Genomic DNA, 25,907 nt, shown 5'->3' with positions numbered 1-25,907 from the left:
AGAAAGCGTGTACCTGTTCAGCCGCATGCACACACTCAACGAACACATGACGCACGCAGGGCGCAGCGCGATCACGGTCGGAGCCACACACAAGACGCCGGTGAGTGACACCGTCCTCGTCAACGTCTTCCATCCGACGACAGGCGGAGGCCGCACGTTCCTGCTCACCCGCGACGAGGTGGAGGAGCTTCACGGAGTGCTGGGCCGCTGGATAGCCGAAGGCTGGGCCGGCTTCGTCGACGGCGCTCCCGGACCGGGGCAGGGCTACAGCACGCCGACAGGGACCGTGGGTGACGGCGGCTCGGTCTGGGACGACCTGGAGCGCGCCCGGGTGGATCGCTTGGAGCGCGAGCGCAAGCAGCGGGAGGCGTTTGCCAGCACCTATGCGTCATGGACGCACGAAGAGTTGGTCGCGGAGATCAAACTCCTGAAGTGGAACCGGGAAGCCGCGGAGTCGCGCGAGCGAGGGTGGAAAGCGTCTCTCGACGCCGAGCGTGACCGGTTCCGTGCCCTGATCGGCCGGCTCCGAGAGGCACTGGACGGCAAGCGCACGGCGTCCATCGACGACCTGAACGCAGCCCTGAAGGAGCCGGACGAGGCATGAGTGCCACGTGTCGTTGCTGCATTCGAAACGGCAAGCACCGGGTCTACAAGACGGCCCCGGGCGAGGTGTGGCCCGACGCCAGATGGGTGGCCATCCGCGCCGACGGCCGCACGGTTTACCACGGGGCCGTCTGGGAGTCGGCCATTCGGTCAGTTACCGAGTACGAGGAGTGCAAGTGATCAACGGCGGAACCACCATCCACACGGCCGACGGCTCGTCGGTCACCATCACCCCCATTGGCATCGAGTACGACCTCCACACGCGTAACGCTCGCGGAGAGACGATCTCCACGGTGCGCATGAACGGCGACGACCTGTCGGCGCTGATCGCGGAGGCGGAGGAGGTGCAGGGGTGTTGAGGAGCGTCTGCGAGAACGACACCAACGGAGACGGCGACTGCCCCGCCTGCGCGCGGAACCCGGAGGCGCCCTGCCGGCTCCCGCTGCCGCCCGCGGAGTGGCCGGAGGAACTCCGCGGAGCGTTCTGGAGCGCGGTCAACGCGCCGACGTACGCAGAGAGCGCCGGCCTGACGCTGAAGTTCGTACACGCGCTGGCGGAGAGGCAGCGAGAGAAGAGAACTGACCTGACGGACAGCGTCGTCGGGTGGTTCGCCGTCGACGCAGCCGCAGACCTGATCGACCCGGAGGCGGCTTCATGAACGATCCGCAGCTCTGCGACACCGTCATAGACGGCGACCGGCAGTACCGCATCGTCGCCTTCAGTGAGGACGACGGAGCGAAGCTGAACGACGGCCGATGGGTCTGCGCGAGCAAGTTCGTTCCTGTCACTCGTGCGTGCTGGCGTTACGAGCCGGGCGGAACGACGGCGACGTCCGCTCGCGGAACCCTCGTCACCACCCTGACGAACCTCCTCGCCGTCAGCCGGCGGGGCCGCATGGACGCGCACCGCGCGGAGGCGGAGCGGCTGGTCGACGAGGTGCTGAAGGAGTACGCGCACGCTCTGGCGGACAAGCTCCGCGACGAGGCGTGGCCGCACGAGCGCGACGAGCGGGAGAACGAACTCATATACAAGCTCGCCGACCTTATCGACCCGGAGGCGACCTGATGCACATCGGACGATCCTTCGACGGCCCCGGCCACATCGAAGCCACGTGCCCGTGCGCGCTGGCTCTCTGCGGACTCGTCGACACGGACAACGTGAGCGACGAGTGCGACCAGCACCCACCGGCCGCATGCAAGACGATGCGCACGGGCCACCCCGCGGAGGACTGCCCGGAGATTGGGCGGGACGTAGTCGTCGCTTTGGCGAGGGTGCTGGGCGCCCGTCAGGCCATCATCGACGCCGCGTGTGAGGAGCCGGAGGGCTTTCACAACCTCGCGCTCCTCGACGCCATCGACGTCCACCACGCGGCCGTGTCGCATCTGAACGCGGAGCGGATCCGCAATTCGAAGCGGCTCCGCGACTACACAGACGACCACATGGGCGACTGCAACATGGCGGCCGACGTGATCGACCCGGAGGTGAGTGCATGACGACCCACCTCAAGTGCGTTCGCTGCTACTTCCGAAAGCCACGCACCGACTTCCGCGAAACCCCCTGGCACGGCCGCGCGGCAGCGTGTGAGAGCTGCGAGCGCTTCACCTACTGGGACAGGCTCCTCGCCCGTACGCAATGGGAGCTGGAGCAGTCGCGGGAGAGGACGCGCGGGCTGCGACGTGGCCTGCGGCTCGTTCGCACGACGCCTTTCCGCCTGTTCCGGCAGAGGTACGCGCTCGGCATGAGCGAGGAGGCGGTCCGATGACCCCTGGCGGCTGGGCTGAAGGGGAGGTCCGCGACCTCGCCCTTGATGTGCTGGGGGAGTGGATCAAGGGTTACACCACTCCCGACGAGGGGCCGCAGCTCCGGTTCACACCCCTGCGCTTCGAAGACAACGCCCTTCACGTGCGCGTGGAGGAGTGCGACCCGTTCCCCGGCAACGAACGCGAGTTCCGCATATCACTCAACGTGGAGGCTGTATGACCACCTACCCCCAGCCCGGCGACTTCGCCCTGACGAAGATCCGCGGCTTCACCGGAGCCTTCGTCTCCGCCGGTCAGTACCTCGTGGGCGACGGTGCGCCTGTCCAGCACGCCTACGTCTACGTCGGCAACGGGCAGATCGTCCAGGCCATGCCTGGCGGGGCGGAGCTGATCCCACTGGAGGACGCGAACGAACCCGTCGTCTGGTCGACGGGGCGGATCCCGTTGACGGCTGCGGAGCGCATGTCGGTCTGCGGTGCTGCGCGTGGCCTCGTCGGGACGCCGTACAGCTTCCTCGACTACGCCTCCATCGCACTCGCGCACTACCGCATCCGGCCCCGCTGGGTGCGTGACTTCGTGGCCGACACGGGCCATCTCATCTGCTCTCAGCTCGTCGACGAGGCGTACCTCCGTGCGGGGGTCCACCTCTTCGACGACGGTCGGCTCCCGGGTGACGTCACACCGGGGGACCTGTGGCGGCTGCTGGGGACGAAGCGCGTGTCGTCGACGGACCGGGACCTGTGGAGGCTGGCGCATGGCTGAGCAGTGCTTGACGCCCGACTACGACGAGGGTCCATGTCACTGCGACCACTGCGACCCGGGACGTCTGCGGGCTGAGGTCGAGCGGCTGAGCCGAGACCTTCGTGTCTCGGAGGCCAAGGTGAGCGGGGCCGCCCTCTACGTTGACCAGGTGAATACCAGGGCCTCCATGCTGGAGAACGCCGTGACCGCGTACGACGGCATCCACGGCGAACGCGACCGTTACCGCCTCGCCTGGCTCTCCGCCCGGCGTCGCGCGGCCGACGAAGCCAACTTCGGCATGGAGGCACTGGAGCTGAAGCAGCGGGAGATCACCCGTCTCCGCGCCCTCCTCGACGAGCGCGAGTCGACTCACGTTCCTCGCCTTGAGTTCGCCGGCTTCGACGAGGATGGCGAAGTCTGGCGCGCAGCTCACTGAAATTCGCGGTCCGCCTCGCGTCACATCCGGTCATCTGCGCCCCATAACAAGGGTGTAGGGCCGAGAGGCCGCACACAGCCACGCACACGACACCTACGAGAGGTACTCACGCATGGCCAACAACCTCCGCAACATCTGGGACGCCGACCCCGACGCCGCTCCGAAGGAGCGTTCGTCCTTCTCCGACGACTTCGCCGGGCGCTTCCGGTCCGGCCGCCTCGTCAAGATCGGCGGCAAGGAGCAGCCGGAGTCCCTGAACGAGTGGCGGGTGACGACCGGTGACCCCACCGTCGCCGCGAAGATCGCCGAGCTCCTCGGCGGTGAGGTCGAGGAGTGGGAGACGGACAACGAGGACAACCTCCAGATCCTCACCGACGCGAAGACCGTCAGCATCATCATCGAGCCGGACGGCGTCGACGCGTCCTTCAAGCTCTTCATGCCGGGCGCCGGCCTGACGCACCACTGCGACGGCTTCGCCTACCTCAGCCCGGAGGAGGACCGGGGCAAGTCGTGCGGCTGCCCGAAGCTGATCGCGGAGCGCAAGCTCGAAGCGACGAAGATGCGCGGGCCGAAGCCGTCAGTCGACGTGCAGTTCCGGCTCGCCGACGCCCCGGACCTGGGCAAGTTCCGCTTCAACTCCGGTAGCTGGAAGCTCGTCGAGGCACTCGGCCCGCTGTTCGCCGACTTGGACAAGCACGGCAACGCCGGCGACAAGGAGAACGACGTCGAGGGCACGCCGGTCCTGGCGACGCTGACCATCGAGAACGTCACTTACACCCCGCAGAAGGGCCCGCGCGCCGGCCAGACGGTGAGCTACAACAAGCCGGTCATCAAGGTCCGCGGCGCCTACGAGGCCGCTGAGCCGGCTGACCTCCCTGCGGCTGCCTGAGCGACGCCGCATGACGCCCGCTCCTTCACGATTCCGGCGCGAAGGAGCGGGCGTCTCTCACGATTCTACGCACACTGAGGAGAGAACGCATGGCCCTGTTCCTGGTGTCCCGGACGGACCACACCGACTACGACGAGTACGAAGCGATCGTTGTCCGGGCGGGCGACGAGGCGACCGCACTGAAGATCGCGACGAACGGTGCGGAAGAGTTCTACGACGACTACGCGTTCTGGGACCCGGACTTCCGCGGCTTCAAGCGCGACGGCTCCAACCTCACCGTCGAGCGGCTGGAGAACGACGGCCCGGCGGGCGTCGTCATCAAGTCCTTCCGAGCGGGGTGACCGCATGCCGATCCTCGAACTCTGCGCCGGGTACGGCGGACTGGGTATCGCGGTGGAGGCGCTGACGGGCGACAAGGTGACGGTCGTCGCTGAAGTTCACGGCGCCGCTTGCCGAGTCATGGCGCACCGCTTCCCCGACGCCCCGAACATCGGCGACGTCCGGTACCAGAACTGGGGCGTCCTCCTCGACGAGGACATCACGACCATTACGGCGGGGTTCCCCTGCCAGGACATCTCCAACGCCGGTCGACGGGAGGGAATCAAGGGTGAGCGCTCCGGCATCTGGTTCAACATCGCCGAAGGCATACGGATTCTTCGACCCCGACACGTCTACCTGGAGAACGTGGGAGCACTCCGAAATCGGGGACAAGCAGCAGTGCTCACATCGCTTCACGAGATCGGGTATGACGCGGCGTGGACAGCTCTTCGAGCTTCCGACATCGGGGCTCCGCACCATCGGGACCGCTGGTTCTGCGTTGCCACACTTGCCGACGCCGATGGAGTCGGACGGTAAGCGCGGCCCCGACCTGGCCAAGCGGACCCGTGAAGGGTCGGGCGGTGACGACCTCGTGACCGCCCTCGCCCGCCTCTTCCCTAGGGAGAAGGCGGAGAAGATCTTCAAGACGCCGACCGCCAACCTTGCCAACAACGGATCCGCGCAGCATCCCGAAAAGCGCAAGGCCGGCGGTCACGGGCCGACGCTGGAGGACGAAGTGGTATTCCTCCTCAACGTCGACCCGGACGACGTTGCGGATGACGGACCGCACACTCCTGCGGAGTGGTGGGGGCCGTTCGCGAAGTGCGTGTACCGGTGGGAGATGTTCATGGGGCGGCAGGCCCCCGTCCCCCTCATGCGCGGGCCGCGCGGTGGGCTGAAGCTCGCGCCGAAGTTCGCGGAATGGATGATGGGCCTACCCGACGGGTGGGTCACTGACGTTCCGGACCTCACGCGTGAGGAGCAGATCGGCCGTATCGGTAACGGGGTCTGTCCTCAGCAAGCGCACGAGGCGTTCCGCTTCCTCCGGGAGCGGCTGCACGAGGAACTCACAGAAGGACACACGGAGGAGAGCTGACATGGGCAAAGCCCGTCTCACCGACTTCACGGGGGCGGAGATCCGCCCCGGCGTGGTCATCGCGTACCCGACGCGCCAGGGAAACCGGGTCCGCAACTCGGAGGCCATCGTCTTGGAGACGCAGACCAACCGGCGGACCGGGCGCGTTGTCCCGATGCTGAAGGTCCGCCCGACGGGCCGGGACTCCGGCTTCATCGCGCGCAAGACGACGTCCGTCCGGACCGTCAGCGCTGAGCACGTCGTCGTGATCGCCGACACCAACGAGGGGGAGAGCAAGTGACGGAGACGTTCAAGGTAGGGCAGAAGGTCAAGCACGACGTCCGCGGAGAGGTGGAGGTGACCTACGGGCCGTACACCGGCCTGTTCGGAGACACCCGGTACCTCGTCCGTCAGGACAACGGGCGAGAGGTCGTGGTCACCCCTGACGTGCTCTCCGAGATCCCGACCACCCCGGCGTTCGCCGTCGGCGACGTCGTCGCTCTGACGACCCGCGCTGGCGCGAAGGCCACCGTCGAGTACGGCCCCTTCGACGACCGAGACGTCTACGTCGTCAAGCTCGTCGACGAGCCGGCCGACCCGGACGACGTCCGCACCTTCACGGCGCTTGCGAGCGTGATGCGGAAGGCTGAGGCGGAGCGACCGATCGAGGTCGGCGACCGGGTGCGAGTGACGGATGACGACGGGGGCGGGGCGCATCGCTTCAACGGTCGGGTGGGCACCGTTGTGGAGGTGTGCGCGCCGGACAACTACTTCGCCTTCAAAGTCGAGTTCGGCGACGGTCGGGGCAGGCACGGTGATCTGAACGGCCGCTGGAACTGCGTTGCCGTCGAGCGAGTCACCGACGAGGACGTCTACGAGTACGACGGCGTGCCGTACGACCTGTCGGCAAAGTACCGCGACCGGGACGGCGACGTGTGGGAGTTCGCGCGGTTCGGAGACAAGGTCGTCGGCCTGATCGGCAGCAAGCCGCGGGACGAGTACGACGGCGATTCCTTCAGCGTCGCGGCGGGATACGGTCCCCTCACCCGCGTCACCGCCTGACCACCCCACCGCACGGCCCCCGGACACCGACGATCCGGGGGCCTTCACATGAGCCACTCACGGAGGAGAGAAGATGACGTTCAAGGTCGGCGACAAGGTGGTCAACTCCGTCTTCGGTCGCGGTGAGATCGTGTACGGCCCGTACGACACCCCCGGCGGCTGCGGGTACTTCTTCAAAGGGGACGACGGCCACCACCGGACGGTGTCCGGCTCCCTGCTGACCCCGGCCGCGACGTTCGCCGTCGGCGACAAGGTCAAGGGCCGGTACTCCGGCGCCACCTACACCATCGAAGCGGGCCCGTTCCGGGACGGCGACTACGAGTGGTACGCCACGAAGGAGGAGGACGGCCGCGTCGGCCACAACGGCGCTGACTCGTTGACGGCCGTCGAGCCGGAGGCCGCGGACGAGCCGGTCAAGGTCGGCGACGTGGTCAGGATCCTGGAGGACTACGCCTACCACGCCGACGTCAAGGCGGGCGATCTGTTCGAGGTGAAGTCGGCGTGCACCGACGACTTCTGGGACGAGTTCCGCATCAAGGTCAACGCTGGCCCCGGCGCACGCATGAGCGAGTGGACGTTCCGCCCGCAGGACTTCGAGAAGGTTCCGGCCGACACCGTGGCCGTCCACGACGGCGTGGTCTACGACCTGTCGGCCCGGTACCGCGACCAGGACGGCGACTACTGGGCACTCCGCCGCAACCCGGAGGACTCGTCGGTTGTGCAGGCGCAGTGCACGCCGACCGTGCCCTACGGGTGGTGCGGCTTCACCCTTCCGGAGGCCATCGAGAAGTACGGCCCTCTCACCCGCGTCTGACCCACATTCCTCAGCCCCCGGTGCCCACGTGGCCCGGGGGCTTTGGGCGTAGGAGGACAGAGAGGAGACGGAACATGGCGAAGGTACGTGAGCCGGAGACCGTGGTCATCGAGCTGAGCCGGCGGGAGTTCAACCTCGTTCGCGCGGGACTGCGACTGATCGACAACTTCGGGGACGTCGAAGACATCGACGACGCGCGCAAGCTGTCCGCTGATCTGAGCGGCATCGAGTGAGCGCCTTCCACGTCATCGACGACGCGAACGCCCCCGCTCTGGGCGACGTCCGTGACGCCGGCCCGGGAGACCTGGTCTACATCCGCCCCGCAGCGACGAGCCGGAAGGACTTCCCGAAGTACTGGGAGGCAGCCGGGGTGGCGCTGGCACGGGGTGCGCAGGTGGTTGTGATGAGACGAGAGGAGAGGTAATGGTCATCTCAGGAGACGAAGAGGAGCGGCGCATAACGCCGGCCGTCTGGGAGAAGTTCGCCGACTGGTGGGGCGACAAGGCATACCGACAAGCGGGGTTCGTCGAGGAGCTTGAGGCGCTCGTCCGCTCTCTCGCAGCGAACGATGTTGCGCACCTTCAGACGGAGTTGCGGGAGTGCGCCTACGGCGAGGAGCTGAGCAGCCGGGACGTGCGCGACGCCATGGACCTGGCGTACAGCGCAGCGAAGGGGGACCTCTGATGGGCGTCTTCGACGGCGGAACCTATCACGTCTCTATCCGCTGGAAGAGCGGCAACGAGGACGACATCTACCCGGACGACGTGGTGAAGACCGTTGCTGACCTTCGCGCCGACCCGGACGTCAAGGCCGTGGAGACCCGGTGGGTTCACTACGTGTTCGGCGAGGTCGACAGCGAACTGTCGTTCGGCGACTACTGGGGCGACGAGGAGGAGGACTGATGGCCCGCCAGATGGTTGGCGACGATGACGACGTCTACCGGTTGAAGGTGACGCGCCACACCCCTGACCACAGAGGTCAGACCGTCCGCTTCTTTGGCCCGTTCAACAGCATCGGAGCGGCCCGCGGGCAGCGAACCGCGTACGCGAAACAGGAGTGGGTGCAGTCGGCGCAGATCCAGTCCGCCTACACGGAGTGGAGCGACGTCCAGTGATCCGCGAACCGGACACCGTCATCGTCCGCCCCGTCCCCGATGCGGAGCCCGTGGAATTCACCTTCGCGCGCAGCGTCTACGCCTCGTGGCCGTGGCTGACGGAGGAGTTCATGAGGGAGCTGGAGGCAGAGTGAGGGCTTACTTCAAGCGCCGGAAGGTGCACCCGATCTGCCTCTATCTCACTGCCGCGGAGGCTGAGCAACTGCTGTGGCTTGCGAAGGATCCGGGGCTGACGAAGCGCAACAAGCTGCGCGACCTGATTCCGCGCGTCGTCGGCCGTGCGGTCGAGGAGATGAAGGAGTCCGAGTGAGCCGCATCAACGTGCACAAGGTCACGACAGAGCGCCGTGACGGCGAGCGGGAGGAGTTCGTCATCCCGCCCGTACACGAGGGGACCAAACTTCACAGCCTGCGGGAGGGCGAAGAGCTGATGGCAGCCTCCGCCATCATCGACGCCGTAGACGAGCTGGACAACGGCGAGGCGATCGTGATCATTCGGGAGATCTGGTGAGGAGCGTTGGCGACTTCCTGACGATCCTGACCTACCTTCCGGTTCTGATCCCCGCGCTGGCCCTCGTCGTCGCCGTGGTGTGGCTGGGGCTCACCGCCTCTTCCAGAACGCCATCAGGTCAGCAAGCGCCCTGATGATCTCGGGCCGCTCCGATGCCTCCGCTTTGCGGAGGGCTATGACGAGCGACAGAAGGATCATGAGGACGAACGACACGATGACGCAGAGGAAGATCTGCGGAGCAGCCAGGGCCACTTGCTCCAGAACGGCCCACATCCCGCCTCCCGGACGGTGTCAGCCGCCGCTTCCGAGAGACTCCGCAGAACGCGAAGATCTCAACGAAGGCAGGCGGATGCCTGTCAAGCGCAGCGCCCGCCGACTGCGCCCCCGGTGTACGCGGGGTGTCTTCGTTGAGATCGGAAACCATAGTTGGTCTACGTACGGGCTAGCTGAAACTACGCGCAAGACCGAACAACTAGTCAGGTGAAAGTCCTGAGCTGGCGCGTGCTTGCGGCGCCCTCTCCGGTCTGGATCCTACGACAGCCGTTAGGCCGCGAACAAACAGTCGCCAACGGAGGCGACGACGAGGAGGACGCAGTGTTCCGAGTAGTCCAGACCGTGAGCGCCTTCCGCTACCCGGAGGGCAAGATCTGGGGTCCGTACGCCGACCGCATCGACGCGTCCGACCGCGTGGCCTTACTCCGTGAGTTCGGCGGGGACGGCGTCATCGAGTCGGGAGAGTTCGGCGCACCCTGTGGACTCCGCCTCGTCGACGCCGGCGGAGGGGGCGGGGGTTTGCTCGTCGCGGCGTGACCGTTCGGCCACTTCCCGGTCACATCTGTGCAGGTACCGTGCATGCCCGTGCCCCGCACACCTGTTCTCTCGTTAGGTGTCTCAAACACCATCCTCCCGGGTAAGCCGGATGGATACATGCACGGTGACAGCGTCGTCGCCGGGGCGGGGAAGAGGTGGAGACATGGCGGACAGCACGCAGGGCCGTGCCCGCAAGAGCGACGGCCGACTGACGTACGGCGGGCGTGCCTGGCGCGTCGAGTCGGAGCCCGAAATCGTCGACACCGACGGCGAGCTGAAGCTTGTCGAAGTCTGGGTGAGAGGTGAGGACATCGAGCAATCCGAGTAAGCAGAAGGGCACCGCGTGGGAGTCGGCACTCGTCGCCTACCTGCGTGAGCACCACGACCCGGGCGTCCATCGCAACGTGCAGATGGGCGCCCGTGACATTGGCGACCTGGCCGGCTACTACCTCCACGCCGTCGAGGCGAAGGCGGAGAAGACGATCACTCTCGCCGACTACATCGCGCAGGCCAACCGGGAGGCCATCCACGCCGGTCAACCGTTCGGCTGCGCGGTCGTCAAACGACGCATGAAGGGCGTGGCGGACGGCTACGTCGTGCGCGACGTGCGAACGGACGTGCGACTGATCAACCGACTGAAGATCATGGAGGAGGCGCTCCAGGACGCCGACTTCGACAGGTGGCACGACATCGACGAGGAGCTACGGGAGGCAGCGTGAGGGCTGCTGAGTAGCAGGTAACGCGAGTCACCGATGCTACGGCATTCATATGCGCTCGCCTAACAGCTTTGGGCCGACGCACTATCGCAGCACAACGCCGGGGACGTCCCTCTGGGGGCGTCCCCTTCCGCATGCACGAGAGGGGAGAGACCTTGCGACTGTCCGAGATCCTGGGGCGACTGGACGGCGTGGAGGAGGAGCACGACGGCTACCTTGCGCTCTGCCCCGCGCACAACGACCGGACTCCGTCCCTCAAGCTCACGCTTAAAAACGACGGGAAGCTCCTCCTCGTCTGCCGCGCAGGGTGCGAGAAGCTGTCCATCCTCGACGAGGCACGGCTTCGTGAGGCGGACCTCTTCGACGTCGTCAACGACTTGGGAGCGTCGACCGTCAGCGCGAAGCCGGCGGAGGCCGTGGGCGTCGCGGAGATCGCCGGACTCCGCGCGTTCGTCGACGAGACGTCATCCGCCCTGGCGGGTGACGACGCGGAGGCAGCACGCGCCTACATCCTCGATCGCTTCGGCATCTCGGCGGACGTGGCCGGTGACCTTGACGTCGGGTACTGCGCACCGGGTGCCCGGTCTCAGCCGTGGCTGTCCCGCTCCTTCACCCGCTACCCCCGCATCACCGTCCCGCTCGTTGGCTTCGACGGCGTGGTTCGGGGACTCCAGGGCCGGGACATCTCGAAGAAGTGTCCTGCCCGGTGGATGTCCCTGACGAACGTGGAAGGTCGGACGTGGTCGAAGTACGGAGTACTGCGGGCCGGTACGGGCTACGACACGATCCTGATCACCGAAGGTCCGGGCGACGGTCTGACGTCCGTGGGCGTCGGCTACGACGCGCTTGTCATCCGCGGCGCTGCGCTGGCCAGTAACGCGGCCCTTCTCGCGGAACTCGTCAAGCACCTCGCCGGGCGTGACGTCGTCCTGGCCTTCGACCCGGACAGCGCGGGCGAGCGGGGGACGAGGGCGCTCGCGAAGGCGCTCGTCGAGTCGGACGGCACCATCGTGAGGCGACTCGCGTTCCCCAACCCGGGCGAGGATCTGACCGCGTGGAGGGAGCGGGCCCCAGACGCGTTCCCCGCGGAGCTGCACCGTGCCGTGCGTGCGGCGGCCGTCGTAGAGCTGGAGGCTCCCGTCTCCGCCCCTGCACCCTCGACGGACGTCGACACACAGGACACGGACACAGCCCTTCAGGCGATGTCCGCCTCCGCGCGAGAGATGTTCGACAGCACAGACGTCGGCCTGGCCGTGCGGCTGCGCGACTACATGCGACGCGCCGGCGGGGGAGTGCGCTACGCCCGTGGGCTGGGCTTTCTCGTCTGGGACGGAACGATCTGGACACCGGCCCCGCACGCCGTACGCGAGGCGCTTCACCGGATGGGCGCCGAGATGATTGCGGAGGGCAGCGACTTCGAGCGGAAGCTTGCGCTGAAGGCGCTCACCAACAAGCACATCGACGGAATCCTGAAGGAACTCCCGAGCGTCCCCGGCGTCCCTGCGTCGGCCGACGAGTTCGACGCCCGTCCGGAGTTGCTGTCCGTGGCGAACGGGACGGTCGACCTCCGCACGGGGCGGATCCACCCGCACACCCCAGTGGACATGATCACGAAGCGGCTCGACGTTGCGTACCACCCGGACGCACGGGCTCCACGCTGGGAGCAGTTCCTCACGGAGATATTCCCCCATCATCCGGAGTTGCCCGGGTACATGCGGCGCCTCGTCGGCTACGGCATCACCGGGTCGACGTGCGAGCAGTGCTTCGCCTTTCTCCACGGGGGCGGAGCGAACGGGAAGAGCGCGTTCCTGGACGCGACTCTGTACGTCTTCCGCGGCATCACGAAGTCGACGGAGTTCAGCACGTTCGAGCAGCGCACGGCCGTTGGCCAGGCGTCACCGGAGCTTGCCTCTCTCCGAGGGGCACGACTCGTGACGGCGAGCGAGACTGAGAAGTACAGCCGCCTTGCGGAGGCACTCGTCAAGCAGCTCACGGGCGGGGACCCGGTGACGGCACGGTTCCTGAATCAGAACCCTTTCACCTACGTGCCGTCGTTCCTGTTGCTCGTCGCCGGCAACTACAAGCCCGCCATCCTGTCTCAGGATTTGGGGATCTGGCGCAGGGTCAAACTCGTTCCGTTCGAGGCCACCTTCCGCGGCTCGAAGGCGGACCCGTCTCTCCCCGCCAAACTCCGGGAGGAGGCGGAGGGCATCCTCGCGTGGGCCGTGCGCGGCGCTATGGAGTGGTACGCACACGGCCTCCAGGAACCCGCCTCCGTCCAGGCGGCGACACAGGACTACCGCGAGTCGGAAGACCGACTGGAGGAGTTCCTCGTCGCCCGGTGTGTGAAGGAGGAGGGCGCACGCGTCGCCCCCATGGCCATCCGCCGCGCCTACGCGGAGTGGGCGCAGGACGCGGGGCTGAGCCGGAAGGAAGTGCTCTCCGGGTGGGCGCTGGGCGTCGAGCTAGAGAGCCGTGGCTTCCCGAAGGCGAAGAAGGGCGGGCGCTGGGGCTTCGAGGGGCTCCGGCTGAAGACGGACATGGAGCTTCAGGTGGAGAGCGCAGAGCCGGCGGACGACGAGCCCGCCACGGACACGGACATCTTCGGGCAGACGAAGGAGAACGCAGCATGAGTGACCAGCAGACTGCCTACGTCGTGACGTCGGGCGAGTACAGCGACTACCGGATCCGCGGCGTCTTCCTTGATGAGTTGGCGGCGCGACGGTACGCGGACACGGTGGGTGGTGAGGTGGAGCCGCACCCGGCGCGCGGGCCGGAGTTCATTCCGGGTCACGACCTGAAGCTCTGGACCCGCATCGACGCGACGACTGGAGACGTAGAGCGTGAGTGGTCGTCGGTATCCGTGCGTGATGCGTCGGAGTACGACGGACAGTGCTCGACACACGTCTACACGACCGGCATGTCTGTGGGGCGCCCGCTGAACTTCACCGTGGCGACCGTCGCGGACCTGTCGCAGGAAGAGCGCGCCCGTAAGTCCCACGCGGAGCGCGTCGCAAAGAAGCGGGCGGAGGTGATGGGGCTGTGAAGTATTTCCCCTACACCATCGCGGGCGAAGAGACGATGACCCGCGTCCCAGAGACGGCCGCGGACCTCGACGAGTTCCGTCGGTGGGCAGAGCGTCAGGCGCACGCCGGCGTCATGATCGGGGCGGACACGGAAACCACGGGCCTGGACACCTTCAGCCCGACGTACCGCCTCCGAACCGCGCAGTTCGGCGACGCGCGGGACGCATGGGTCCTTCAGACAGAAGTTAGTGACCGCACCGCGGACACCGCCCGGTGGGCGTTCGATGCCTTGCCCCGTCTCGTCTTCCACAACGCCACCTTCGATCTCCTCGTCCTGGACCGTCACCTTGGGGTGCCGCTGGCGACGCTGGCTCCCAAGGTGACGGACTCGAAGATTATCGCGCATCTGTTCGATTCGCGACCCCGACACGAGGGCGGATACGGACTCAAGCTGAAGGAGTTGTGCGCGAGGGACGTCGACCCGTCGGCGCCGGACACGCAGGAAGACCTGACCGCAGTCTTCCGTTCCATCGGCGAGACGAAGGCGACGGGGTGGCGGAAGATCGACATCAACCACCCGACCTACCTCCAGTACGCCGGCCTTGACGCGATCCTCGTTTCCCGGTGGCTTCCCATCGGCGTCGAACGGCTTCGCAGGGTCGGTGTCCGTCAGGCACTCGTGGACTTTGAGCACCGCGTCATGTACGTCTGCGCGCTCATGGAGCGCCGCGGGATGCTGGTCGATCAGGACTACGTCCGCGGCCTCGTCGAGCGGCTGGACGAGGAGGCGCAGCTCCACGCGGCGAAGGCTGCGAAGTACGGCGTGACGTCGGTCAATGCCCCGAAGCAGGTCGCGGAGGCACTCGTCGGCATGGGGGAGCGGCTGACGGAGAAGACGGCGAGCGGCGCCCTGAAGGTGGACAAGTCCGTTCTCCTCGACCTGGCCGACCTGGATCAGCAGTGGCAGCCGCGCGGGACGCGGACACCGAACCCGCTCGCCGACGCTGTGCTGCACAGCAAGCGAGCGGGGAAGTGGCGGACGTCGTACGCCCTGCCCATGCGCGATGGGCTCGACGTCAACGGCCGCATCCACCCGAAGATCAACAGTCTCCAGGCCCGGACCGCGCGCATGTCCATCTCCGGTCCGCCCTTCCAGCAACTCCCGTCGGGAGACTGGACGATTCGCCGCGCGTTGCTCGCTGACCCTGGGCACCGGATCTTCTCCGTCGACTACAGCGCTGTGGAGATGCGTGTCTTGGCGGCCCTGGCGGACGAGAAGACCATGAAGCGGGCCATCGCGGAGGGGCGCGACCTGCACGACTTCACGGCCGAACTCATCTGGGGTCCCGACTTCACGAAGGCGCACCGCAAGATGGGCAAGGGCGTGGGCTTCGGCAAGGTGTATGGAGGCGGATCGACGACACTGTCCCGGCAGACCGGCGCCCCGATCGCTGAGGTTAAGACGGCTATTGCAGCCTACGACCGCGTGTACCCCGGCATTCGCCGGTACGCGAACCGGATCCAGCGTGAGGCACGGGCGAACGGGTACGTCGTCCTCACCCCGACTGGCCGGCGCGTGCCGCTGGACCGGGACCGGGTCTACGCAGCGACGAACTACGCCGTTCAGAGCACTGCGCGCGACGTCCTGTGCCAGGCCCTGTTGAACATGCACGACCGGGGTCTGACGGAGTACCTCCTCCTCCCGATCCATGACGAATGCCTCGGATCGGCACCGGCCGACGTGGCGGACGACGTCGCGCGGGAGGTCGGGGAGGCCATGCGGATGGACTTCTTCGGCGTCCCTCTGGACACGGACCCGGAGGTCGGTGGCCGGTCGTGGGGCTCCCTGTACATGAAGGGCCCTGACGGTAAGTACGACGAGGCGCTCCGCGCACGTGAAGACGAGTGGTACGAACGCGTTGGGCTGGCAGCGTGACGTCCGCCCGGTCTGCGGTCCCAACGCTCGGACGGAAGACCGCAGTTGCCCGCACGGTGGCGGGATTCCGTCCCTCCGCCGTGCGGTCCGTACCACGTCCCATGCGCACCTTGCCCCTTCTGCGCCCTCCGGAGCCACCGCTTCACCCGTCACGCCGTGACGTTCTGCGACGGTGGGAGGACACCGACGAGTGGTCCTGTGCCTACTGTGACGCCTCGTTTGGCCGGATGGTTGTAGCAGAGGTGGACCACGTTCGTCCGCTTGCGGCCGGCGGTGTTCACGAGTGGTTCAACTTGACCGCCGCGTGCGACGAGTGCAATAGGTCGAAAGGCTCTACTGAGGTGGCTGACTGGCTGTCACAAACCGCTGGTCAATGCCTCACTGACGACGACCAGGCGGTCACGGAGCGGGTCCGTCAGGCGCCACACGAGCCTCCATGACTCCTTCACGAGGTAACGACTTCGTAACAACGGAACCAGCCACTCCGGGGTGTGTCGACCGACATAACCGCAGGTGAAATTGGTCGACCGACATAAACGGGGTGGACGCCCTGAAGTTGGAAACCGGACTATCCCCAACAAAGCGTACCTATGAGGGGGTTGGATCCGGCCGCACGATGATTGCCTGTGGAGGTTGTGTGACTTACAGTCCTGACCACGCCGAAAATGCAGCACGGATGGTCTGTTTCCTCGACGCTCTTGAGCGAGCAGTGACCGAAATTCGACAGTTCGTCACCGCGTACGGCGACGCAGTAACCATGCCGGGTCGCCGACGGCCCGGAGTGGATGCGGACGGAACGGGCCGGCAGGCGACGCACGGACCTAACCGCCCGACGGAGGACACGGCGATCTGCGAACGCCGTGGGGCTCTTCAAGCAGAACTGAAGAACGGCGCTGACCAACTGCCGTACGCAATAGCGGTGGTTCGCGGCGTCTCCGCATCCATGGATCGCGCCCTGGCCCACTGGGAAGGGGAGGACGCGTCCTCCACCCAGGGGGAAAGTTGATCATTGTAACAGGGCCGCAGAGCACTGACGACGAGGTGGGCGCAATCGCCGAAGCGGCAGGGCTCCTCGGAGGTGTCCCCGCCTACGCGGCCGTACTTCAGTGGGCCACCGCGACGGCCCTGTACTGCCTGGCCGGCTGGGAGAAGTGCCCGGTCGCCGTGGCTGACGTGACCATCGCGGAGTCGGCCGGACTCCCGGTACATCCTTTCACCACCTGACAAGCGCTAGTCGACTCACACTCCTCACGGCCCCCGTTCCCACGCGGGACGGGGGCTTTCTCATACCTCCATCACTGTGTGACTCAGGTCACATGCATTACTCACACCCTCGCGTCACATCCGGCCGTCTGCGCCCCATAACCCAAGTACGCAAGGCACTCACAGAGGAGAGAACGAATGGCCCGCATCGAGGTTACGGACGAGCAGATCACGGCCGCGCAGGCGGGCGACTCCGACGCCATGTGGGCCATCGTCGAAGCGTTCGACCCCATGTTCACCGGCATGATCCGGTCCGCTGCCCCGGGAGCGAGCCGCGAGGACGCGGAGGACCTCCTCCAGGAAGCGCGAGCCGTTCTCATTCAGCACGTGCGGGACTACCGGACGGATGCCTCCTCCGCCAAGCTCTCCTCCTTCGTCTTCCAGGCGGCCCGTCGCCGGATCATGGAGGAAGCCGTCCGGTCCTCGGCGGCCCTGACCGTCGACCCGACGTCCGTCCTGCGCGTCAAGCGGGCGCTGTGGAGCGCGAAGGGCGACGTCGAGGAGGCGTGGCAGACGCTCTCCACATGCAGCAACCCGAAGAACCGCATGGAGCGCGAGCGGTTCGTGTCCGTGGTGGAGGCACTGGCCGACGCCGAAAGTCTCGACCGGCCGCTTTCGGGGCCGGGCACGTCGACCGGAGACGACGAGATGACCCTCGCCGACGTCATCCCGGACACCTCCTATGAGGCGGCCGACGCCGGGCGCCGCTGTGACCTGGCCCGCTGGCTCATGACGCAGATCCCGGCGCGCCAGTCCTTCGCGTTGCGTGCGTTCTACGGCGTTGGGATGACGCAGCAGGACGAGCGGGAAACGTGCGCCGACCTGAGCGTCCGCCCGGCCGCCCTGCGTCGCCTCAGGTCCCGTGGCGTCGAGTCCGCCCGACGCGTGGCTGCCGATCACGGCATCTGTGCGTGAGTCACACACCTACAACAGAACTGGAGCACCGACCATGACCCGACTTCCTTCCCTCGACGACTATGACCTCTCCGGCGTGCGCCCCGATGAGGCCGCCCTCTGGGGCGACGACGTGATGTACGCGGTGGAGTCCCGTTCCGACTCAACGCCGGCCGACGGAATCTCCGTCGAACAGCTCTGATCCGAGGAGCGTGAGTCGACTCACGCTCCATCAGCTACCCACAGAGGAGAGAACATGGCCGAGTACACCCTCACCTGCCGCGTCTCGGGCGACGAGACCCTCACAGGCATCGTCGACGCCGACGGGGACGTACGTCTGGAGATGCGCTCCGACATCTCGAACCACATCTACGTACGCCCCGACGACTTCGCCGAGTTCGCCCGCAACCTCCTCGCCGACGCCGGCGCGGACGCGGAGAGCGGCCTCGTCAAGGTCGGTGACCTCGTCGAGATCGTGAAGTACCGGTCGTACAGCAGCGAGTACGAGGGGCTGACGGGCCGTGTCACGGCCATCGACGAAGACGATCTCCCGTACCTCGTCGACACGAACGACGCGGGCGAGGTGTGGGCCGTGGAGGTCCGCAAGGTGTCGGAACCGGCGCCGGCCTGCCCGGGGCGTGAGGCCCTCGTCTCGAAGGCGAAGTCCCTCCTCGCCGACACCCCGCACACGGCCGCGGACCTCCTCCGCCTGGCGGAGTTCCTGGCCGGCGAGTAGGAGCGCAAGTCGACTCACGCTTCCTTGCCTAAGGGGGTTGTGGTGGCCGACATATCTGTGCCATAGTCGAGTCACGCAAGGAACTGACGGGGCGCCTCGCACGGGGCGCCCCAGGGGAGGGGACGAAATGGCCACGGTTACCGACATCTACGGCAACGAGTTCATCGGTGCACTCCGAGCCGTTCCTGACTCGTGGAGTGCGGTGAACGCCGACGAGAACGCGTTCATGCACTACAAGGTGGGCTCTGGTGACGTGTACGCCATCGTGGAGCCGAACCCACGGGGTAGCGGCTGGGTGTGGCGACTCCACGCTTGGAGCGCGACCCCTGTCGCGGACAACGAGTTCGGAACTCCCTGCAAGACCGCTCTTCAGGGCGTGCGTGCGGTCGAGCGTGCTGCCGCGCGTCACAGCGTGAGCCACTTGCTCTAGCCGAAACGCCCTCCGGGGCTAGCCAAAAGGAGGAGCCGAGATGCGCAGCGACCAGACGGCAGAGTTCGTGGCCATGCGGCTGTACCGCAGCAAGCGTGAACTGGAGCGGGCTGTTTACGAGCACAACCGCCGTGTTGCCCGCGCACGGTACGACCGGACGGACGCCGCCATGGCTGCCGAACCCGCGCTCTCGTTGTCCGGCACGACGGTGTTCCGGCGGAGCGAGTACGAGTGCCAAGCGTGCTGCCGCGACGTTGGCATGGCGTTCGCCGCCGACTCAGAGACCCACCGCATCGTGAACCGCTCGGGAGAGCCGACCCGACGCACTGTCGGACTCTGCGCCCCCTGCTGGAGCCGCACCGTGCGCTACGAGGGCGACGACAAGCGCCCCGTCGTCGAGGTCCGTTACGCCTAGCCAAAACGCCCACACAGGGGCGTACACACAAGGGCCTGCCCGTGTTGAGCGGCCAGGCCGTAGGAGGAGCGATGGACACGGACGAGCTGGAGCAGTTGCGCCAGCGCTACAAGGAGATCGTTGACGAGATGGGAGCGGACCCGTCGCGCGCCGCGTACTACTTCGGCCGGCTGGAGATCGTCACGAAGCAACTGTTCCGACTGATCGACCGCAGCGCCTGAGTAACCCGCCCCGTCTAGGTATCGCCCACTCACCCGGCACCCCCAGTGCCGGCGGGCGCGCGGTTCGAATCCGCGGCGGGGCACTCGAAGCGACCTAACCACCTGGAGGGACAGTGGCATTCCCGGTCTACAAGAGCCGAGACGCCGACAACATCCGCGTCTACGCCGAAGAGATCCGACCCGACGTCTGGCGGTTTACGCACCGCCAGGGCGTCACGGCCACGAAGGTGTACGAGCTGTTGGGCGACGAAGCTCAGCGTCAGTTGGCCACATACAGGGCGGCTGACTCCCTCAGCTTCATGCGGTACTACGCGGGTCCGAGGCCGCAGCTCGCCCACACGGGCCGACCCTCCCGGCTCCCCTTCCGCGCGGCCGTTGTCGCCGCATCCGTCACCACGGTCGCGGCCGTGGCCGTGGCCATCGCCCCCGACGCGCAGACGCCGACTCCTCGGCTCTCTGACGTCGTCTCCGCGCCCGTCGTGACGCCGTCGCCGGCCTCCCCGCACCCCTACCGTCCGGAGCCTCGACCGGCGCCGCACACGTCGAGAAGCGGGAAGCGCGAGTCTCTGACGCCTTCGCCCTCCGCATCGCTCGCGGCCCCGTCCCCGACGTCCCGGACCGAACGACCGCGCACCACGCAGCCGCCGGCAGACATCCGCATCAGCTTCTACCAGGTCTGCGAGAAAGCTCCGCAGCCGTGCATCGACGCGGGCGCGCTGACGATGTACGCGGGGCGGATCCTGGCCGGCCACAACTACATGGGTTACCAGTGGCTCGCGACGGTACCCGTCGGCCGCACGGTGCGCGTCATATCCGGCCCGCTCGCCGGAACGTACCGCGCGTACACGCACATGCACGTCAACCGGCAGGGCGGAGCGATCCCCGACTTCGGGAGCGCTGACCTCGTCCTCCAGACCTGCGTAGGAAGCGGGACGGGGTTCACGCTGCTGCACCGGACGTGAAGCACTGGCGCCCTTCACTTGCGACGCCCGAAGAGGGCGCGGAGGAAGTCCCCCAGTGCGCGGAACAGGTCGCCAAGAGCGTGGATGATCACGGGCCGTGCGGCCTCCGTCGTCCCGTGAAGCACGACGACGAGACCGACGAGTCCGCCGGTAACGACGATCAGAATGACGGCCACGATGATGGCCGCAAGCACCCACGGCGCAGTCATCGCAAGCTCCTGCGCCACGCTGCCGAACGACATGCCTCTCCCTCTCAAAGCTCGTCCTTCGAGAGGGCACCGCCCGTACGGCGGCACGACAAACCTCAACGAAGGACAGTCACCTGTCGACGTGGCGCCCGCTGAACCACGCTCCGCCGGAGCGGACCTTTCGTTGAGGTCGGGTGATGGCTCGACACTCAATACTTCGTACCTTCGATGCGGGCGAACGGTTGTTTGGCACAACAACCGCCCTCATGAGGCATTCAGAAGCCTCGCAGCGTCGACGGGGAAACGACCCGTCGACGGGAAATAGGGGTCTCACGCAGCGCCCTGGCGGGAACGCCGCAGCTTTCTCGCCGGAGAAGGTACACCAAGCCAACGTCAGCGCCCAACTTCGCAGCTCAGCGCCAACTTTGGAGGTCACATGCGCATGCTCGGACGCTTCTGCCCCGACGGTCCCGGGGGCCGTGACTGCTCCTGCTGCGGACAGCCGCCGGGGAAGTGGAGGGCGCTCGCCCGACGTGCTCAGCGCCGGCGGGAGCGGCAGTCGTGGCGGAGGAGCGCCAATCGGCTCACGTTCGCCTAGCTAACTGGGTTGTGGTGGCCGACATATGTGTGTCACTATGAAGTCACATCAAGAGCTACTGGCGAGGGAGACACCATGAACTGCGAGGCCACTCACCGACTGATCACCCGATCGTGGGGCACCGCCACGGAGTTCGGCCACAAGCCGTGCGGTGCTCCGGCGACGCGGGTCCGCCACGTCAAGCAGACGCACGGCGACTACTCGTGGCCGGTCTACTCCTGCGACGAGCACGCCCGCCCCACGGACGAGGTGATCGCCGAGGAGTCGTCGGAGATCATCGAGGAGCCGACGGAGGAGCTGGAGCCCGTCACCGTCGACGTCCCCGCCACCACGTGCCCCGCCCTGGCGGAGCCGGGCAACATGCACTTCATGACGGTCCACTGCGTCGAGTGCAACGCCTACCGCATGTCCAAGATGACCCCGGACACCGTCGAACAGTGGTACCGCTCCGGCTACTTCAGCCAGGACGAGTACGAGGCGTACATGCACGCGTGGGCGACCAGCGCCGTCCGCCACTCCGCCGGGAGCTGGGCGCAGGAGCCGACGGACCCGAAGGTCGTCGTGATCGTCGCCGCGATCCGTCGCCTGGCCGGCATCCCCGGGCGTCCGGTGCTCGCTGCCTGACACCCCTGGAGCCCCCGTCAATTCCGGTGACGGGGGCTCCTTCTGTAGTGCGAGTCACTCGTAGGAGGCACCATGACCACCACCGAACTTCACATCACCGCCCGGGAGATCCGCGAGGGCGACGTCTTCGTCCTCCACGGCCACGTGCGGACGGCTGCCGAGAGCACGTGGCCCACGGCCCTTCGGGGCCACGTCCACGTCACGTTCGCCGAAGGGGGAGACGCCGTCATCCCCGCGAACCGCCCCATCACCGTCAGGCGCGCCGTACCGTGCGCTACCGCCTGACGTTCGAGGACGGCCCCTCCGTCCTCGTCGACGACACGGCACACCGTCACTTCCTCCGCCAGGCCGTGAGGCGCGGAGAGGAGACGACGAGGGTCCGCGGCGGGTACGTGGTCACGCTGGCCGGCAGGCGGGGGAGACGGGTGGCGCTGATTGCGGAGGGAGTGTGAGTCGACTCTCGTTTGTCTGGCTAATGGAGTTGTGGTGGTCGACATAGGTGTGTCATAGTTGAGTCAACGCAAGGCACTCGCTGAAGCCGAGCGGGACAACTCCACAGAGAGCAGACCTTCTGTACGTGCTGGCTGTGCAGGCGAAACCACGGGACTGACGATGCCGAAGAGGACGCGGAGAGCACCCGCGAGACTGGGCAGACCTCCTCAAGGATCACGTTTCACCCGCCGTGGCAGCTCTGCTCTCTGTGGAGCGGTCAACCCACTACCAACGCGCGGGAGTTGCAATGGACCGTCACAACCCGAACGGCACACGGCTGGACGCATCGTGCGTCGTCATCACCGCCCGTCAGGCGGTACCCGGAACCGTCGTCCTCGTAGAGGGCTGGGCGAGCTTCGCGCGGGTCACTGTGGGCCGGTGGGAGCCGGCGGGGGACGGATACGCCACCCTCTACGGTGCGGACGGCGTCGCCCGGGGCAAGTTCCGTGAGGGTGATTTCCTGGAGGCCGACCCGAAGTCGATCAGTTGATCCTCTCCTCATCCGGGCCCCCGTCAATTCCGGTGACGGGGGCTCCGGTTCACCAACCACTCACACCACATGCACACGAAGAGGAGCCATGAACGCCGCCAGACTGCGCGACCCCTTGCTGATTCAGGCCGTCATCGCCGCCGCACTGTCCTTCGCGCACATCCACGACGTGGCGGAGGCCGCCGGCCAGGGCGGGTGGAAGGCGTGGGCGTACCCGGTGAGCGTCGACCTGCTGTTGGTCATGGCGTGGGCGCAGATCCGGGAGAAGGACGGGCGTTCGAAGCGTGCGCCGTGGACGTGGTTCCTGTTGTCCATGGGTGCGTCCATGGGCGCCAACATCGCGACGTCCGGCGTCCTCGACCTCGCACACCCCCCGACGGCCCTCCGTGTCCTCGTCGCCGGCTGGCCGGTGCTCGCGTTCTTCGGCGGCTCCCTCCTCGTCCACAGCCGCAAGGCACACGCGGAGGAGCCCGCCACGGAGCCGCACACGACCGCTGAGGCGCCTGCCACGGAGCCGTTGGAGGAAGAGGCCATGGAGCCCGTTCCGGCCGTTCCTGCGCCCGTTCTCGTCACCTACAAGGAGGCTGCGGACGTCGTCGGCGTTGCCGTCGAGACGGTCCGGGGTGCCGCCAACGGCGGACGGCCGCGACTCGTGAAGTTCCAGACCCCCGACGGACCGCGCGTCGACCTCGACGAGGTCCGTACGCTGTACGCCCTGCGCCCCGTGGCGCCGTGAAGGCGGCTCAACCACACAACAGCCCCCGCCAGGGTCACCCGGCGGGGGCTTTCTGCGTTGTGCGTCAGGCCACGTCGCCACGCTTCAGCGCGTCGACGAACACGCCCCACGTGGCGTCGGCGAAGACCACCGCCGGCCCACTGGGGCGCTTGCTGTCACGCACGGGGAGAGCTGCGGGGACGGCGCCGTGAGCGACCTCCACGCAGTCGCCCTGATTGCCGCTGTACGACGACTTGGTCCAGTCGAAGCCGGATGCGGTGGCGTCGGGAATGATGTTCATCAGATCGAGTCCTTCACTTGAGCTACGAGGTCGGCCGATTCGTCGAAGGGGAGGGCCGCCGCGCGAAGACGCTCGAAGGCCGACCCGTATCGACTCACTTCCGCAGGATCCTCGACGTACAGGGCTGACGTGAAGTTCTCCAGATAGACAACGTCGAGATCGGCTGTCTCCGGGAACCCCACGACGGCGAAGCTCCCGCTCAGCCCCACGTGGGGAGGTGCGCTGAGCGGCAGTACCTGTATCGAGACGTGCGGAAGTCTTTGCTTGTCGAGCAGCACCTGAAGCTGGTCGCGCATCATCTGGGGGTCACCCTTGACCCTCGGGCGCAGTGCCGCCTCATGGATGACGGCCCACAGCTCCAGCGGCTCCCGGCGGGAAAGCACCGCCTGACGCGCCATGCGGACGTCAACGAGTGCGTCAACCTCCGCCGACGTAGCTGTCATGCTGAGCGCGTCCAGCGTGGCGCGGGCATAGGCAGCAGTCTGGAGGAGCCCGGGGATGAGCGACGTCTGGTACGTCCGAAGACTCTTGGCCTCCGCCTCCAGGCTGATCAGGTCTGCGTACGCGGGTGAGATGACGTCGCGATAGGTCTGCCACCACCCGCGGACCCCGCCGTGACGCGCGATGGAGTGGAGGACGTCACGCTTCCCGGCGTCCTCAACGTCGTAGATGTCGAGCAGCGCGTCAAGGTCGGCCGGCTTGATGCCCAGGCGTGCGGACTCGATGCGCGACAGCTTCGATCCGGGCATGCCGACGCTGTTCGCTACATCGTCGATCTTGGGGCCCTTCGCGGTGCGCAGACGGCGCAGCTCGCCGCCGAGTTGGCGCTTCCGCACAGTCGGCTCAGCCATACCTCACCCCCTGGCATCCGGTGTTCGTCGCTGGTGCGCACACAGCTTTCCACAGTGAGTGAACCAATGGGTGATCGAAGTGCAATTCTGCATTCTTTCGCGGTTGGGTTGCACTCGTGTCTGCTCAGTGGTCACACTGGTCGTGCCATTCCGCGTACGGCGAGTGACGAAATGCACAGCCGTGCGCCCGAATCCAGGGAGGTGCGGGGATGGCGTTACGGATGTCTGACACCGGGTACACGGAAGTACCCGGCCCGGTATTCACTCGCCCCGCTCCGTGGCCCGGGTGCGGCGCGTGCAGGGGTATGGAGCGGGAGTGGGTGGCGGCGACGACGCCCGGCCATCCGTCGCACAATCCGGTTCAGGCCGGCGCGATCGTCGGCGTCATGCGGGCGCACCACAAGGCGATCCACGGGCAGGCGTCATGACGGGCCGGCTGAGGGTGTGCGACGCCAGCACGAAGCTGCCGGCCGACACGGTCGCATTCCAGAAAGCCACCCGCAGGCGGGACCTTTCCGGCGTCGTAGTGACGTGCGCCAACTCGCCGCACGACGGCCGGGAGAATCACCGGGGGCCGGTGTACTTCAACGGCCAGCGGATTGGCGTATACACCTGGGCGGTCTCCCCGCCCCCATAGACCCGCGTGCGGCGCCCGTGCGTCGCGCGTGGAGGGCGCAGCGGGGGCCGCAGTGCCGGTGAGGTCGGCCCACTGCACCCCCGCTGGCGTCCCAGCTCCTCCCCGACGTCGAAGACGGGGAGGCGCCCGCCGAGACGGTTGCGTCCTTCTCCCCCGTGGAGGGCGGCCGGCGGGCGGTGAAGCCCCGTTCACTGGATCCCCGCCGGTCCGGTGAGCGGGGCTTTCGTATTCCCGCAGGTCGGTCGGTGGTACGCTAAGGTAGCAATCACACCGGATCTTC

At 67.1% G+C, this 25,907-nt stretch carries 49 protein-coding genes; 45 read left to right on the top strand and 4 right to left on the bottom strand.

The genetic code is table 11. The annotated features are described in order from the left end of the window. Positions 1 to 7: 7 nt before the first annotated feature. The 25 genes from AC3ET3_RS30555 to AC3ET3_RS30435 all read left to right on the top strand — a co-directional run bounded on the left by AC3ET3_RS30555 (position 8) and on the right by AC3ET3_RS30435 (position 9,322). A complete protein-coding gene (locus AC3ET3_RS30555) occupies positions 8 to 604 on the top strand; it encodes a hypothetical protein (protein WP_435613280.1) in 597 nt (198 codons plus the stop codon). Next, positions 601 to 783 (top strand): hypothetical protein, encoded by a 183-nt coding sequence (locus AC3ET3_RS30550; RefSeq protein WP_435613279.1) that lies wholly within the window; start codon positions 601 to 603, stop codon positions 781 to 783. Before AC3ET3_RS30555 ends, AC3ET3_RS30550 begins: the two co-directional genes overlap by 4 nt. Next, complete coding sequence (locus tag AC3ET3_RS30545) at positions 780 to 962, top strand: hypothetical protein (protein WP_435613278.1); 183 nt, start codon at positions 780 to 782, stop codon at positions 960 to 962. Before AC3ET3_RS30550 ends, AC3ET3_RS30545 begins: the two co-directional genes overlap by 4 nt. Next, entirely contained in the window at positions 956 to 1,261 is a 306-nt protein-coding gene (locus tag AC3ET3_RS30540) for a hypothetical protein (protein WP_435613277.1), read from the top strand. The genes AC3ET3_RS30545 and AC3ET3_RS30540 overlap by 7 nt, the downstream gene beginning before the upstream one ends. After that, a complete protein-coding gene (locus AC3ET3_RS30535) occupies positions 1,258 to 1,668 on the top strand; it encodes a hypothetical protein (RefSeq protein ID WP_435613276.1) in 411 nt (136 codons plus the stop codon). Before AC3ET3_RS30540 ends, AC3ET3_RS30535 begins: the two co-directional genes overlap by 4 nt. Beyond that, entirely contained in the window at positions 1,668 to 2,096 is a 429-nt protein-coding gene (locus AC3ET3_RS30530; RefSeq protein ID WP_435613275.1) for a hypothetical protein, read from the top strand. Before AC3ET3_RS30535 ends, AC3ET3_RS30530 begins: the two co-directional genes overlap by 1 nt. Beyond that, positions 2,093 to 2,365, top strand: coding sequence for a hypothetical protein (locus AC3ET3_RS30525; RefSeq protein ID WP_435613274.1), 273 nt, complete (start codon positions 2,093 to 2,095; stop codon positions 2,363 to 2,365). The genes AC3ET3_RS30530 and AC3ET3_RS30525 overlap by 4 nt, the downstream gene beginning before the upstream one ends. Continuing rightward, the gene (locus AC3ET3_RS30520; RefSeq protein ID WP_435613273.1) at positions 2,362 to 2,583 is read left to right on the top strand and encodes a hypothetical protein; all 222 of its coding nucleotides are present in this window, start codon (positions 2,362 to 2,364) and stop codon (positions 2,581 to 2,583) included. Before AC3ET3_RS30525 ends, AC3ET3_RS30520 begins: the two co-directional genes overlap by 4 nt. Beyond that, on the top strand, positions 2,580 to 3,125 hold the full coding sequence (locus AC3ET3_RS30515; protein WP_435613272.1) for a C40 family peptidase: 546 nt from the start codon (positions 2,580 to 2,582) through the stop codon (positions 3,123 to 3,125). Before AC3ET3_RS30520 ends, AC3ET3_RS30515 begins: the two co-directional genes overlap by 4 nt. Next, positions 3,118 to 3,540, top strand: coding sequence for a hypothetical protein (locus AC3ET3_RS30510; RefSeq protein WP_435613271.1), 423 nt, complete (start codon positions 3,118 to 3,120; stop codon positions 3,538 to 3,540). The genes AC3ET3_RS30515 and AC3ET3_RS30510 overlap by 8 nt, the downstream gene beginning before the upstream one ends. A gap of 112 nt (positions 3,541 to 3,652) precedes the next feature. Beyond that, positions 3,653 to 4,429 carry a recombination directionality factor gene (locus AC3ET3_RS30505; protein ID WP_435613270.1) on the top strand — a complete coding sequence of 259 codons (777 nt, stop codon included), beginning with the start codon at positions 3,653 to 3,655 and terminating at the stop codon, positions 4,427 to 4,429. Positions 4,430 to 4,518: 89 nt separating this feature from the next. After that, a complete protein-coding gene (locus AC3ET3_RS30500; protein WP_432157791.1) occupies positions 4,519 to 4,770 on the top strand; it encodes a hypothetical protein in 252 nt (83 codons plus the stop codon). A 4-nt stretch (positions 4,771 to 4,774) separates the two neighbouring features. Next, positions 4,775 to 5,284 carry a DNA cytosine methyltransferase gene (locus AC3ET3_RS30495; protein WP_435613269.1) on the top strand — a complete coding sequence of 170 codons (510 nt, stop codon included), beginning with the start codon at positions 4,775 to 4,777 and terminating at the stop codon, positions 5,282 to 5,284. Further along, a complete protein-coding gene (locus tag AC3ET3_RS30490; protein ID WP_435613268.1) occupies positions 5,256 to 5,843 on the top strand; it encodes a DNA (cytosine-5-)-methyltransferase in 588 nt (195 codons plus the stop codon). The genes AC3ET3_RS30495 and AC3ET3_RS30490 overlap by 29 nt, the downstream gene beginning before the upstream one ends. A gap of 1 nt (position 5,844) precedes the next feature. Further along, a complete protein-coding gene (locus tag AC3ET3_RS30485; protein ID WP_435613267.1) occupies positions 5,845 to 6,123 on the top strand; it encodes a hypothetical protein in 279 nt (92 codons plus the stop codon). Further along, positions 6,120 to 6,884: a phiSA1p31-related protein gene (locus tag AC3ET3_RS30480; protein WP_435613266.1), complete on the top strand. Its 765-nt coding sequence runs from the start codon at positions 6,120 to 6,122 to the stop codon at positions 6,882 to 6,884. Before AC3ET3_RS30485 ends, AC3ET3_RS30480 begins: the two co-directional genes overlap by 4 nt. A 73-nt stretch (positions 6,885 to 6,957) precedes the next feature. Continuing rightward, positions 6,958 to 7,698: a phiSA1p31-related protein gene (locus tag AC3ET3_RS30475; protein ID WP_435613265.1), complete on the top strand. Its 741-nt coding sequence runs from the start codon at positions 6,958 to 6,960 to the stop codon at positions 7,696 to 7,698. 74 nt (positions 7,699 to 7,772) lie between these two features. Next, positions 7,773 to 7,931, top strand: coding sequence for a hypothetical protein (locus tag AC3ET3_RS30470; RefSeq protein WP_432157797.1), 159 nt, complete (start codon positions 7,773 to 7,775; stop codon positions 7,929 to 7,931). Then, entirely contained in the window at positions 7,928 to 8,122 is a 195-nt protein-coding gene (locus AC3ET3_RS30465) for a hypothetical protein (RefSeq protein WP_432157798.1), read from the top strand. The genes AC3ET3_RS30470 and AC3ET3_RS30465 overlap by 4 nt, the downstream gene beginning before the upstream one ends. Continuing rightward, on the top strand, positions 8,122 to 8,382 hold the full coding sequence (locus AC3ET3_RS30460; protein WP_432157799.1) for a hypothetical protein: 261 nt from the start codon (positions 8,122 to 8,124) through the stop codon (positions 8,380 to 8,382). Before AC3ET3_RS30465 ends, AC3ET3_RS30460 begins: the two co-directional genes overlap by 1 nt. Beyond that, positions 8,382 to 8,600, top strand: a complete 219-nt coding sequence (locus tag AC3ET3_RS30455; protein WP_432157800.1) for a hypothetical protein — start codon at positions 8,382 to 8,384, stop codon at positions 8,598 to 8,600. The genes AC3ET3_RS30460 and AC3ET3_RS30455 overlap by 1 nt, the downstream gene beginning before the upstream one ends. Further along, positions 8,600 to 8,812 carry a hypothetical protein gene (locus AC3ET3_RS30450; RefSeq protein ID WP_432157801.1) on the top strand — a complete coding sequence of 71 codons (213 nt, stop codon included), beginning with the start codon at positions 8,600 to 8,602 and terminating at the stop codon, positions 8,810 to 8,812. The genes AC3ET3_RS30455 and AC3ET3_RS30450 overlap by 1 nt, the downstream gene beginning before the upstream one ends. Continuing rightward, entirely contained in the window at positions 8,809 to 8,946 is a 138-nt protein-coding gene (locus tag AC3ET3_RS30445) for a hypothetical protein (RefSeq protein ID WP_432157802.1), read from the top strand. Before AC3ET3_RS30450 ends, AC3ET3_RS30445 begins: the two co-directional genes overlap by 4 nt. After that, positions 8,943 to 9,122: a hypothetical protein gene (locus AC3ET3_RS30440; RefSeq protein WP_432157803.1), complete on the top strand. Its 180-nt coding sequence runs from the start codon at positions 8,943 to 8,945 to the stop codon at positions 9,120 to 9,122. The genes AC3ET3_RS30445 and AC3ET3_RS30440 overlap by 4 nt, the downstream gene beginning before the upstream one ends. After that, positions 9,119 to 9,322 (top strand): hypothetical protein, encoded by a 204-nt coding sequence (locus AC3ET3_RS30435; RefSeq protein WP_432157804.1) that lies wholly within the window; start codon positions 9,119 to 9,121, stop codon positions 9,320 to 9,322. The genes AC3ET3_RS30440 and AC3ET3_RS30435 overlap by 4 nt, the downstream gene beginning before the upstream one ends. A gap of 90 nt (positions 9,323 to 9,412) precedes the next feature. On the opposite strand, the gene AC3ET3_RS30430 is transcribed toward AC3ET3_RS30435, so the two are convergent. Beyond that, on the bottom strand, positions 9,413 to 9,595 hold the full coding sequence (locus AC3ET3_RS30430) for a hypothetical protein (RefSeq protein ID WP_432157805.1): 183 nt from the start codon (positions 9,593 to 9,595) through the stop codon (positions 9,413 to 9,415). A 207-nt stretch (positions 9,596 to 9,802) separates the two neighbouring features. Between AC3ET3_RS30430 and AC3ET3_RS30425 the strand changes: the two genes are divergently transcribed. The 16 genes from AC3ET3_RS30425 to AC3ET3_RS30350 all read left to right on the top strand — a co-directional run bounded on the left by AC3ET3_RS30425 (position 9,803) and on the right by AC3ET3_RS30350 (position 20,731). Next, complete coding sequence (locus tag AC3ET3_RS30425) at positions 9,803 to 10,132, top strand: hypothetical protein (RefSeq protein ID WP_432157806.1); 330 nt, start codon at positions 9,803 to 9,805, stop codon at positions 10,130 to 10,132. Between the two features lie 163 nt (positions 10,133 to 10,295). Further along, positions 10,296 to 10,460, top strand: a complete 165-nt coding sequence (locus AC3ET3_RS30420) for a hypothetical protein (protein ID WP_432157807.1) — start codon at positions 10,296 to 10,298, stop codon at positions 10,458 to 10,460. Further along, positions 10,435 to 10,851 (top strand): hypothetical protein, encoded by a 417-nt coding sequence (locus AC3ET3_RS30415; protein ID WP_435613264.1) that lies wholly within the window; start codon positions 10,435 to 10,437, stop codon positions 10,849 to 10,851. Before AC3ET3_RS30420 ends, AC3ET3_RS30415 begins: the two co-directional genes overlap by 26 nt. 152 nt (positions 10,852 to 11,003) lie before the next feature. Next, positions 11,004 to 13,481 (top strand): phage/plasmid primase, P4 family, encoded by a 2,478-nt coding sequence (locus AC3ET3_RS30410; protein WP_435613263.1) that lies wholly within the window; start codon positions 11,004 to 11,006, stop codon positions 13,479 to 13,481. Next, positions 13,478 to 13,894: a hypothetical protein gene (locus AC3ET3_RS30405; RefSeq protein WP_435613262.1), complete on the top strand. Its 417-nt coding sequence runs from the start codon at positions 13,478 to 13,480 to the stop codon at positions 13,892 to 13,894. The genes AC3ET3_RS30410 and AC3ET3_RS30405 overlap by 4 nt, the downstream gene beginning before the upstream one ends. Next, on the top strand, positions 13,891 to 15,810 hold the full coding sequence (locus tag AC3ET3_RS30400) for a DNA polymerase (protein WP_435613261.1): 1,920 nt from the start codon (positions 13,891 to 13,893) through the stop codon (positions 15,808 to 15,810). Before AC3ET3_RS30405 ends, AC3ET3_RS30400 begins: the two co-directional genes overlap by 4 nt. A gap of 101 nt (positions 15,811 to 15,911) precedes the next feature. Beyond that, on the top strand, positions 15,912 to 16,250 hold the full coding sequence (locus AC3ET3_RS30395; protein WP_435613260.1) for an HNH endonuclease: 339 nt from the start codon (positions 15,912 to 15,914) through the stop codon (positions 16,248 to 16,250). Between the two features lie 176 nt (positions 16,251 to 16,426). Further along, complete coding sequence (locus AC3ET3_RS30390) at positions 16,427 to 16,816, top strand: DUF7169 domain-containing protein (protein WP_435613303.1); 390 nt, start codon at positions 16,427 to 16,429, stop codon at positions 16,814 to 16,816. Then, positions 16,813 to 17,034 carry a hypothetical protein gene (locus AC3ET3_RS30385; RefSeq protein WP_435613305.1) on the top strand — a complete coding sequence of 74 codons (222 nt, stop codon included), beginning with the start codon at positions 16,813 to 16,815 and terminating at the stop codon, positions 17,032 to 17,034. Before AC3ET3_RS30390 ends, AC3ET3_RS30385 begins: the two co-directional genes overlap by 4 nt. A gap of 177 nt (positions 17,035 to 17,211) precedes the next feature. Then, positions 17,212 to 17,988 carry a hypothetical protein gene (locus AC3ET3_RS30380; RefSeq protein WP_435613259.1) on the top strand — a complete coding sequence of 259 codons (777 nt, stop codon included), beginning with the start codon at positions 17,212 to 17,214 and terminating at the stop codon, positions 17,986 to 17,988. Positions 17,989 to 18,022: 34 nt separating this feature from the next. Further along, a complete protein-coding gene (locus tag AC3ET3_RS30375; RefSeq protein WP_432157815.1) occupies positions 18,023 to 18,169 on the top strand; it encodes a hypothetical protein in 147 nt (48 codons plus the stop codon). 54 nt (positions 18,170 to 18,223) lie between these two features. Then, positions 18,224 to 18,703 (top strand): hypothetical protein, encoded by a 480-nt coding sequence (locus tag AC3ET3_RS30370; RefSeq protein ID WP_435613258.1) that lies wholly within the window; start codon positions 18,224 to 18,226, stop codon positions 18,701 to 18,703. Positions 18,704 to 18,830: 127 nt separating this feature from the next. Further along, positions 18,831 to 19,133 carry a hypothetical protein gene (locus tag AC3ET3_RS30365; RefSeq protein ID WP_435613257.1) on the top strand — a complete coding sequence of 101 codons (303 nt, stop codon included), beginning with the start codon at positions 18,831 to 18,833 and terminating at the stop codon, positions 19,131 to 19,133. Between the two features lie 40 nt (positions 19,134 to 19,173). Then, the gene (locus AC3ET3_RS30360) at positions 19,174 to 19,548 is read left to right on the top strand and encodes a hypothetical protein (RefSeq protein ID WP_435613256.1); all 375 of its coding nucleotides are present in this window, start codon (positions 19,174 to 19,176) and stop codon (positions 19,546 to 19,548) included. A gap of 41 nt (positions 19,549 to 19,589) precedes the next feature. Then, on the top strand, positions 19,590 to 19,769 hold the full coding sequence (locus AC3ET3_RS30355) for a hypothetical protein (protein ID WP_435613255.1): 180 nt from the start codon (positions 19,590 to 19,592) through the stop codon (positions 19,767 to 19,769). Positions 19,770 to 19,882: 113 nt separating this feature from the next. Next, positions 19,883 to 20,731: a superantigen-like protein SSL4 gene (locus AC3ET3_RS30350; protein ID WP_432157820.1), complete on the top strand. Its 849-nt coding sequence runs from the start codon at positions 19,883 to 19,885 to the stop codon at positions 20,729 to 20,731. Between the two features lie 14 nt (positions 20,732 to 20,745). Here AC3ET3_RS30350 and AC3ET3_RS30345 read toward each other — a convergent pair whose 3' ends face one another. Then, positions 20,746 to 20,973: a hypothetical protein gene (locus AC3ET3_RS30345; RefSeq protein WP_432157821.1), complete on the bottom strand. Its 228-nt coding sequence runs from the start codon at positions 20,971 to 20,973 to the stop codon at positions 20,746 to 20,748. A 619-nt stretch (positions 20,974 to 21,592) separates the two neighbouring features. Between AC3ET3_RS30345 and AC3ET3_RS30340 the strand changes: the two genes are divergently transcribed. From AC3ET3_RS30340 to AC3ET3_RS30325, 4 genes are all read left to right on the top strand, one after another. Beyond that, a complete protein-coding gene (locus AC3ET3_RS30340) occupies positions 21,593 to 22,141 on the top strand; it encodes a hypothetical protein (RefSeq protein WP_435613254.1) in 549 nt (182 codons plus the stop codon). A gap of 72 nt (positions 22,142 to 22,213) precedes the next feature. Next, a complete protein-coding gene (locus tag AC3ET3_RS30335) occupies positions 22,214 to 22,426 on the top strand; it encodes a hypothetical protein (protein WP_435613253.1) in 213 nt (70 codons plus the stop codon). A 454-nt stretch (positions 22,427 to 22,880) separates the two neighbouring features. Beyond that, the gene (locus tag AC3ET3_RS30330; RefSeq protein ID WP_435613252.1) at positions 22,881 to 23,123 is read left to right on the top strand and encodes a hypothetical protein; all 243 of its coding nucleotides are present in this window, start codon (positions 22,881 to 22,883) and stop codon (positions 23,121 to 23,123) included. Between the two features lie 88 nt (positions 23,124 to 23,211). After that, on the top strand, positions 23,212 to 23,859 hold the full coding sequence (locus tag AC3ET3_RS30325) for a DUF2637 domain-containing protein (protein ID WP_435613251.1): 648 nt from the start codon (positions 23,212 to 23,214) through the stop codon (positions 23,857 to 23,859). A 64-nt stretch (positions 23,860 to 23,923) separates the two neighbouring features. Here AC3ET3_RS30325 and AC3ET3_RS30320 read toward each other — a convergent pair whose 3' ends face one another. Together AC3ET3_RS30320 and AC3ET3_RS30315 are read right to left on the bottom strand one after the other, a co-directional pair. Continuing rightward, positions 23,924 to 24,139, bottom strand: a complete 216-nt coding sequence (locus AC3ET3_RS30320; protein WP_435613250.1) for a DUF397 domain-containing protein — start codon at positions 24,137 to 24,139, stop codon at positions 23,924 to 23,926. Further along, a complete protein-coding gene (locus tag AC3ET3_RS30315; protein ID WP_435613249.1) occupies positions 24,139 to 24,990 on the bottom strand; it encodes a helix-turn-helix domain-containing protein in 852 nt (283 codons plus the stop codon). The genes AC3ET3_RS30320 and AC3ET3_RS30315 overlap by 1 nt, the downstream gene beginning before the upstream one ends. Positions 24,991 to 25,907: the final 917 nt, after the last annotated feature.

This window comes from Streptomyces sp. bgisy159 (assembly GCF_057707805.1).
The sequence above is the reverse complement of the archived record's forward strand: the minus strand, read 5'-3'. Positions and strand labels throughout refer to the sequence as shown.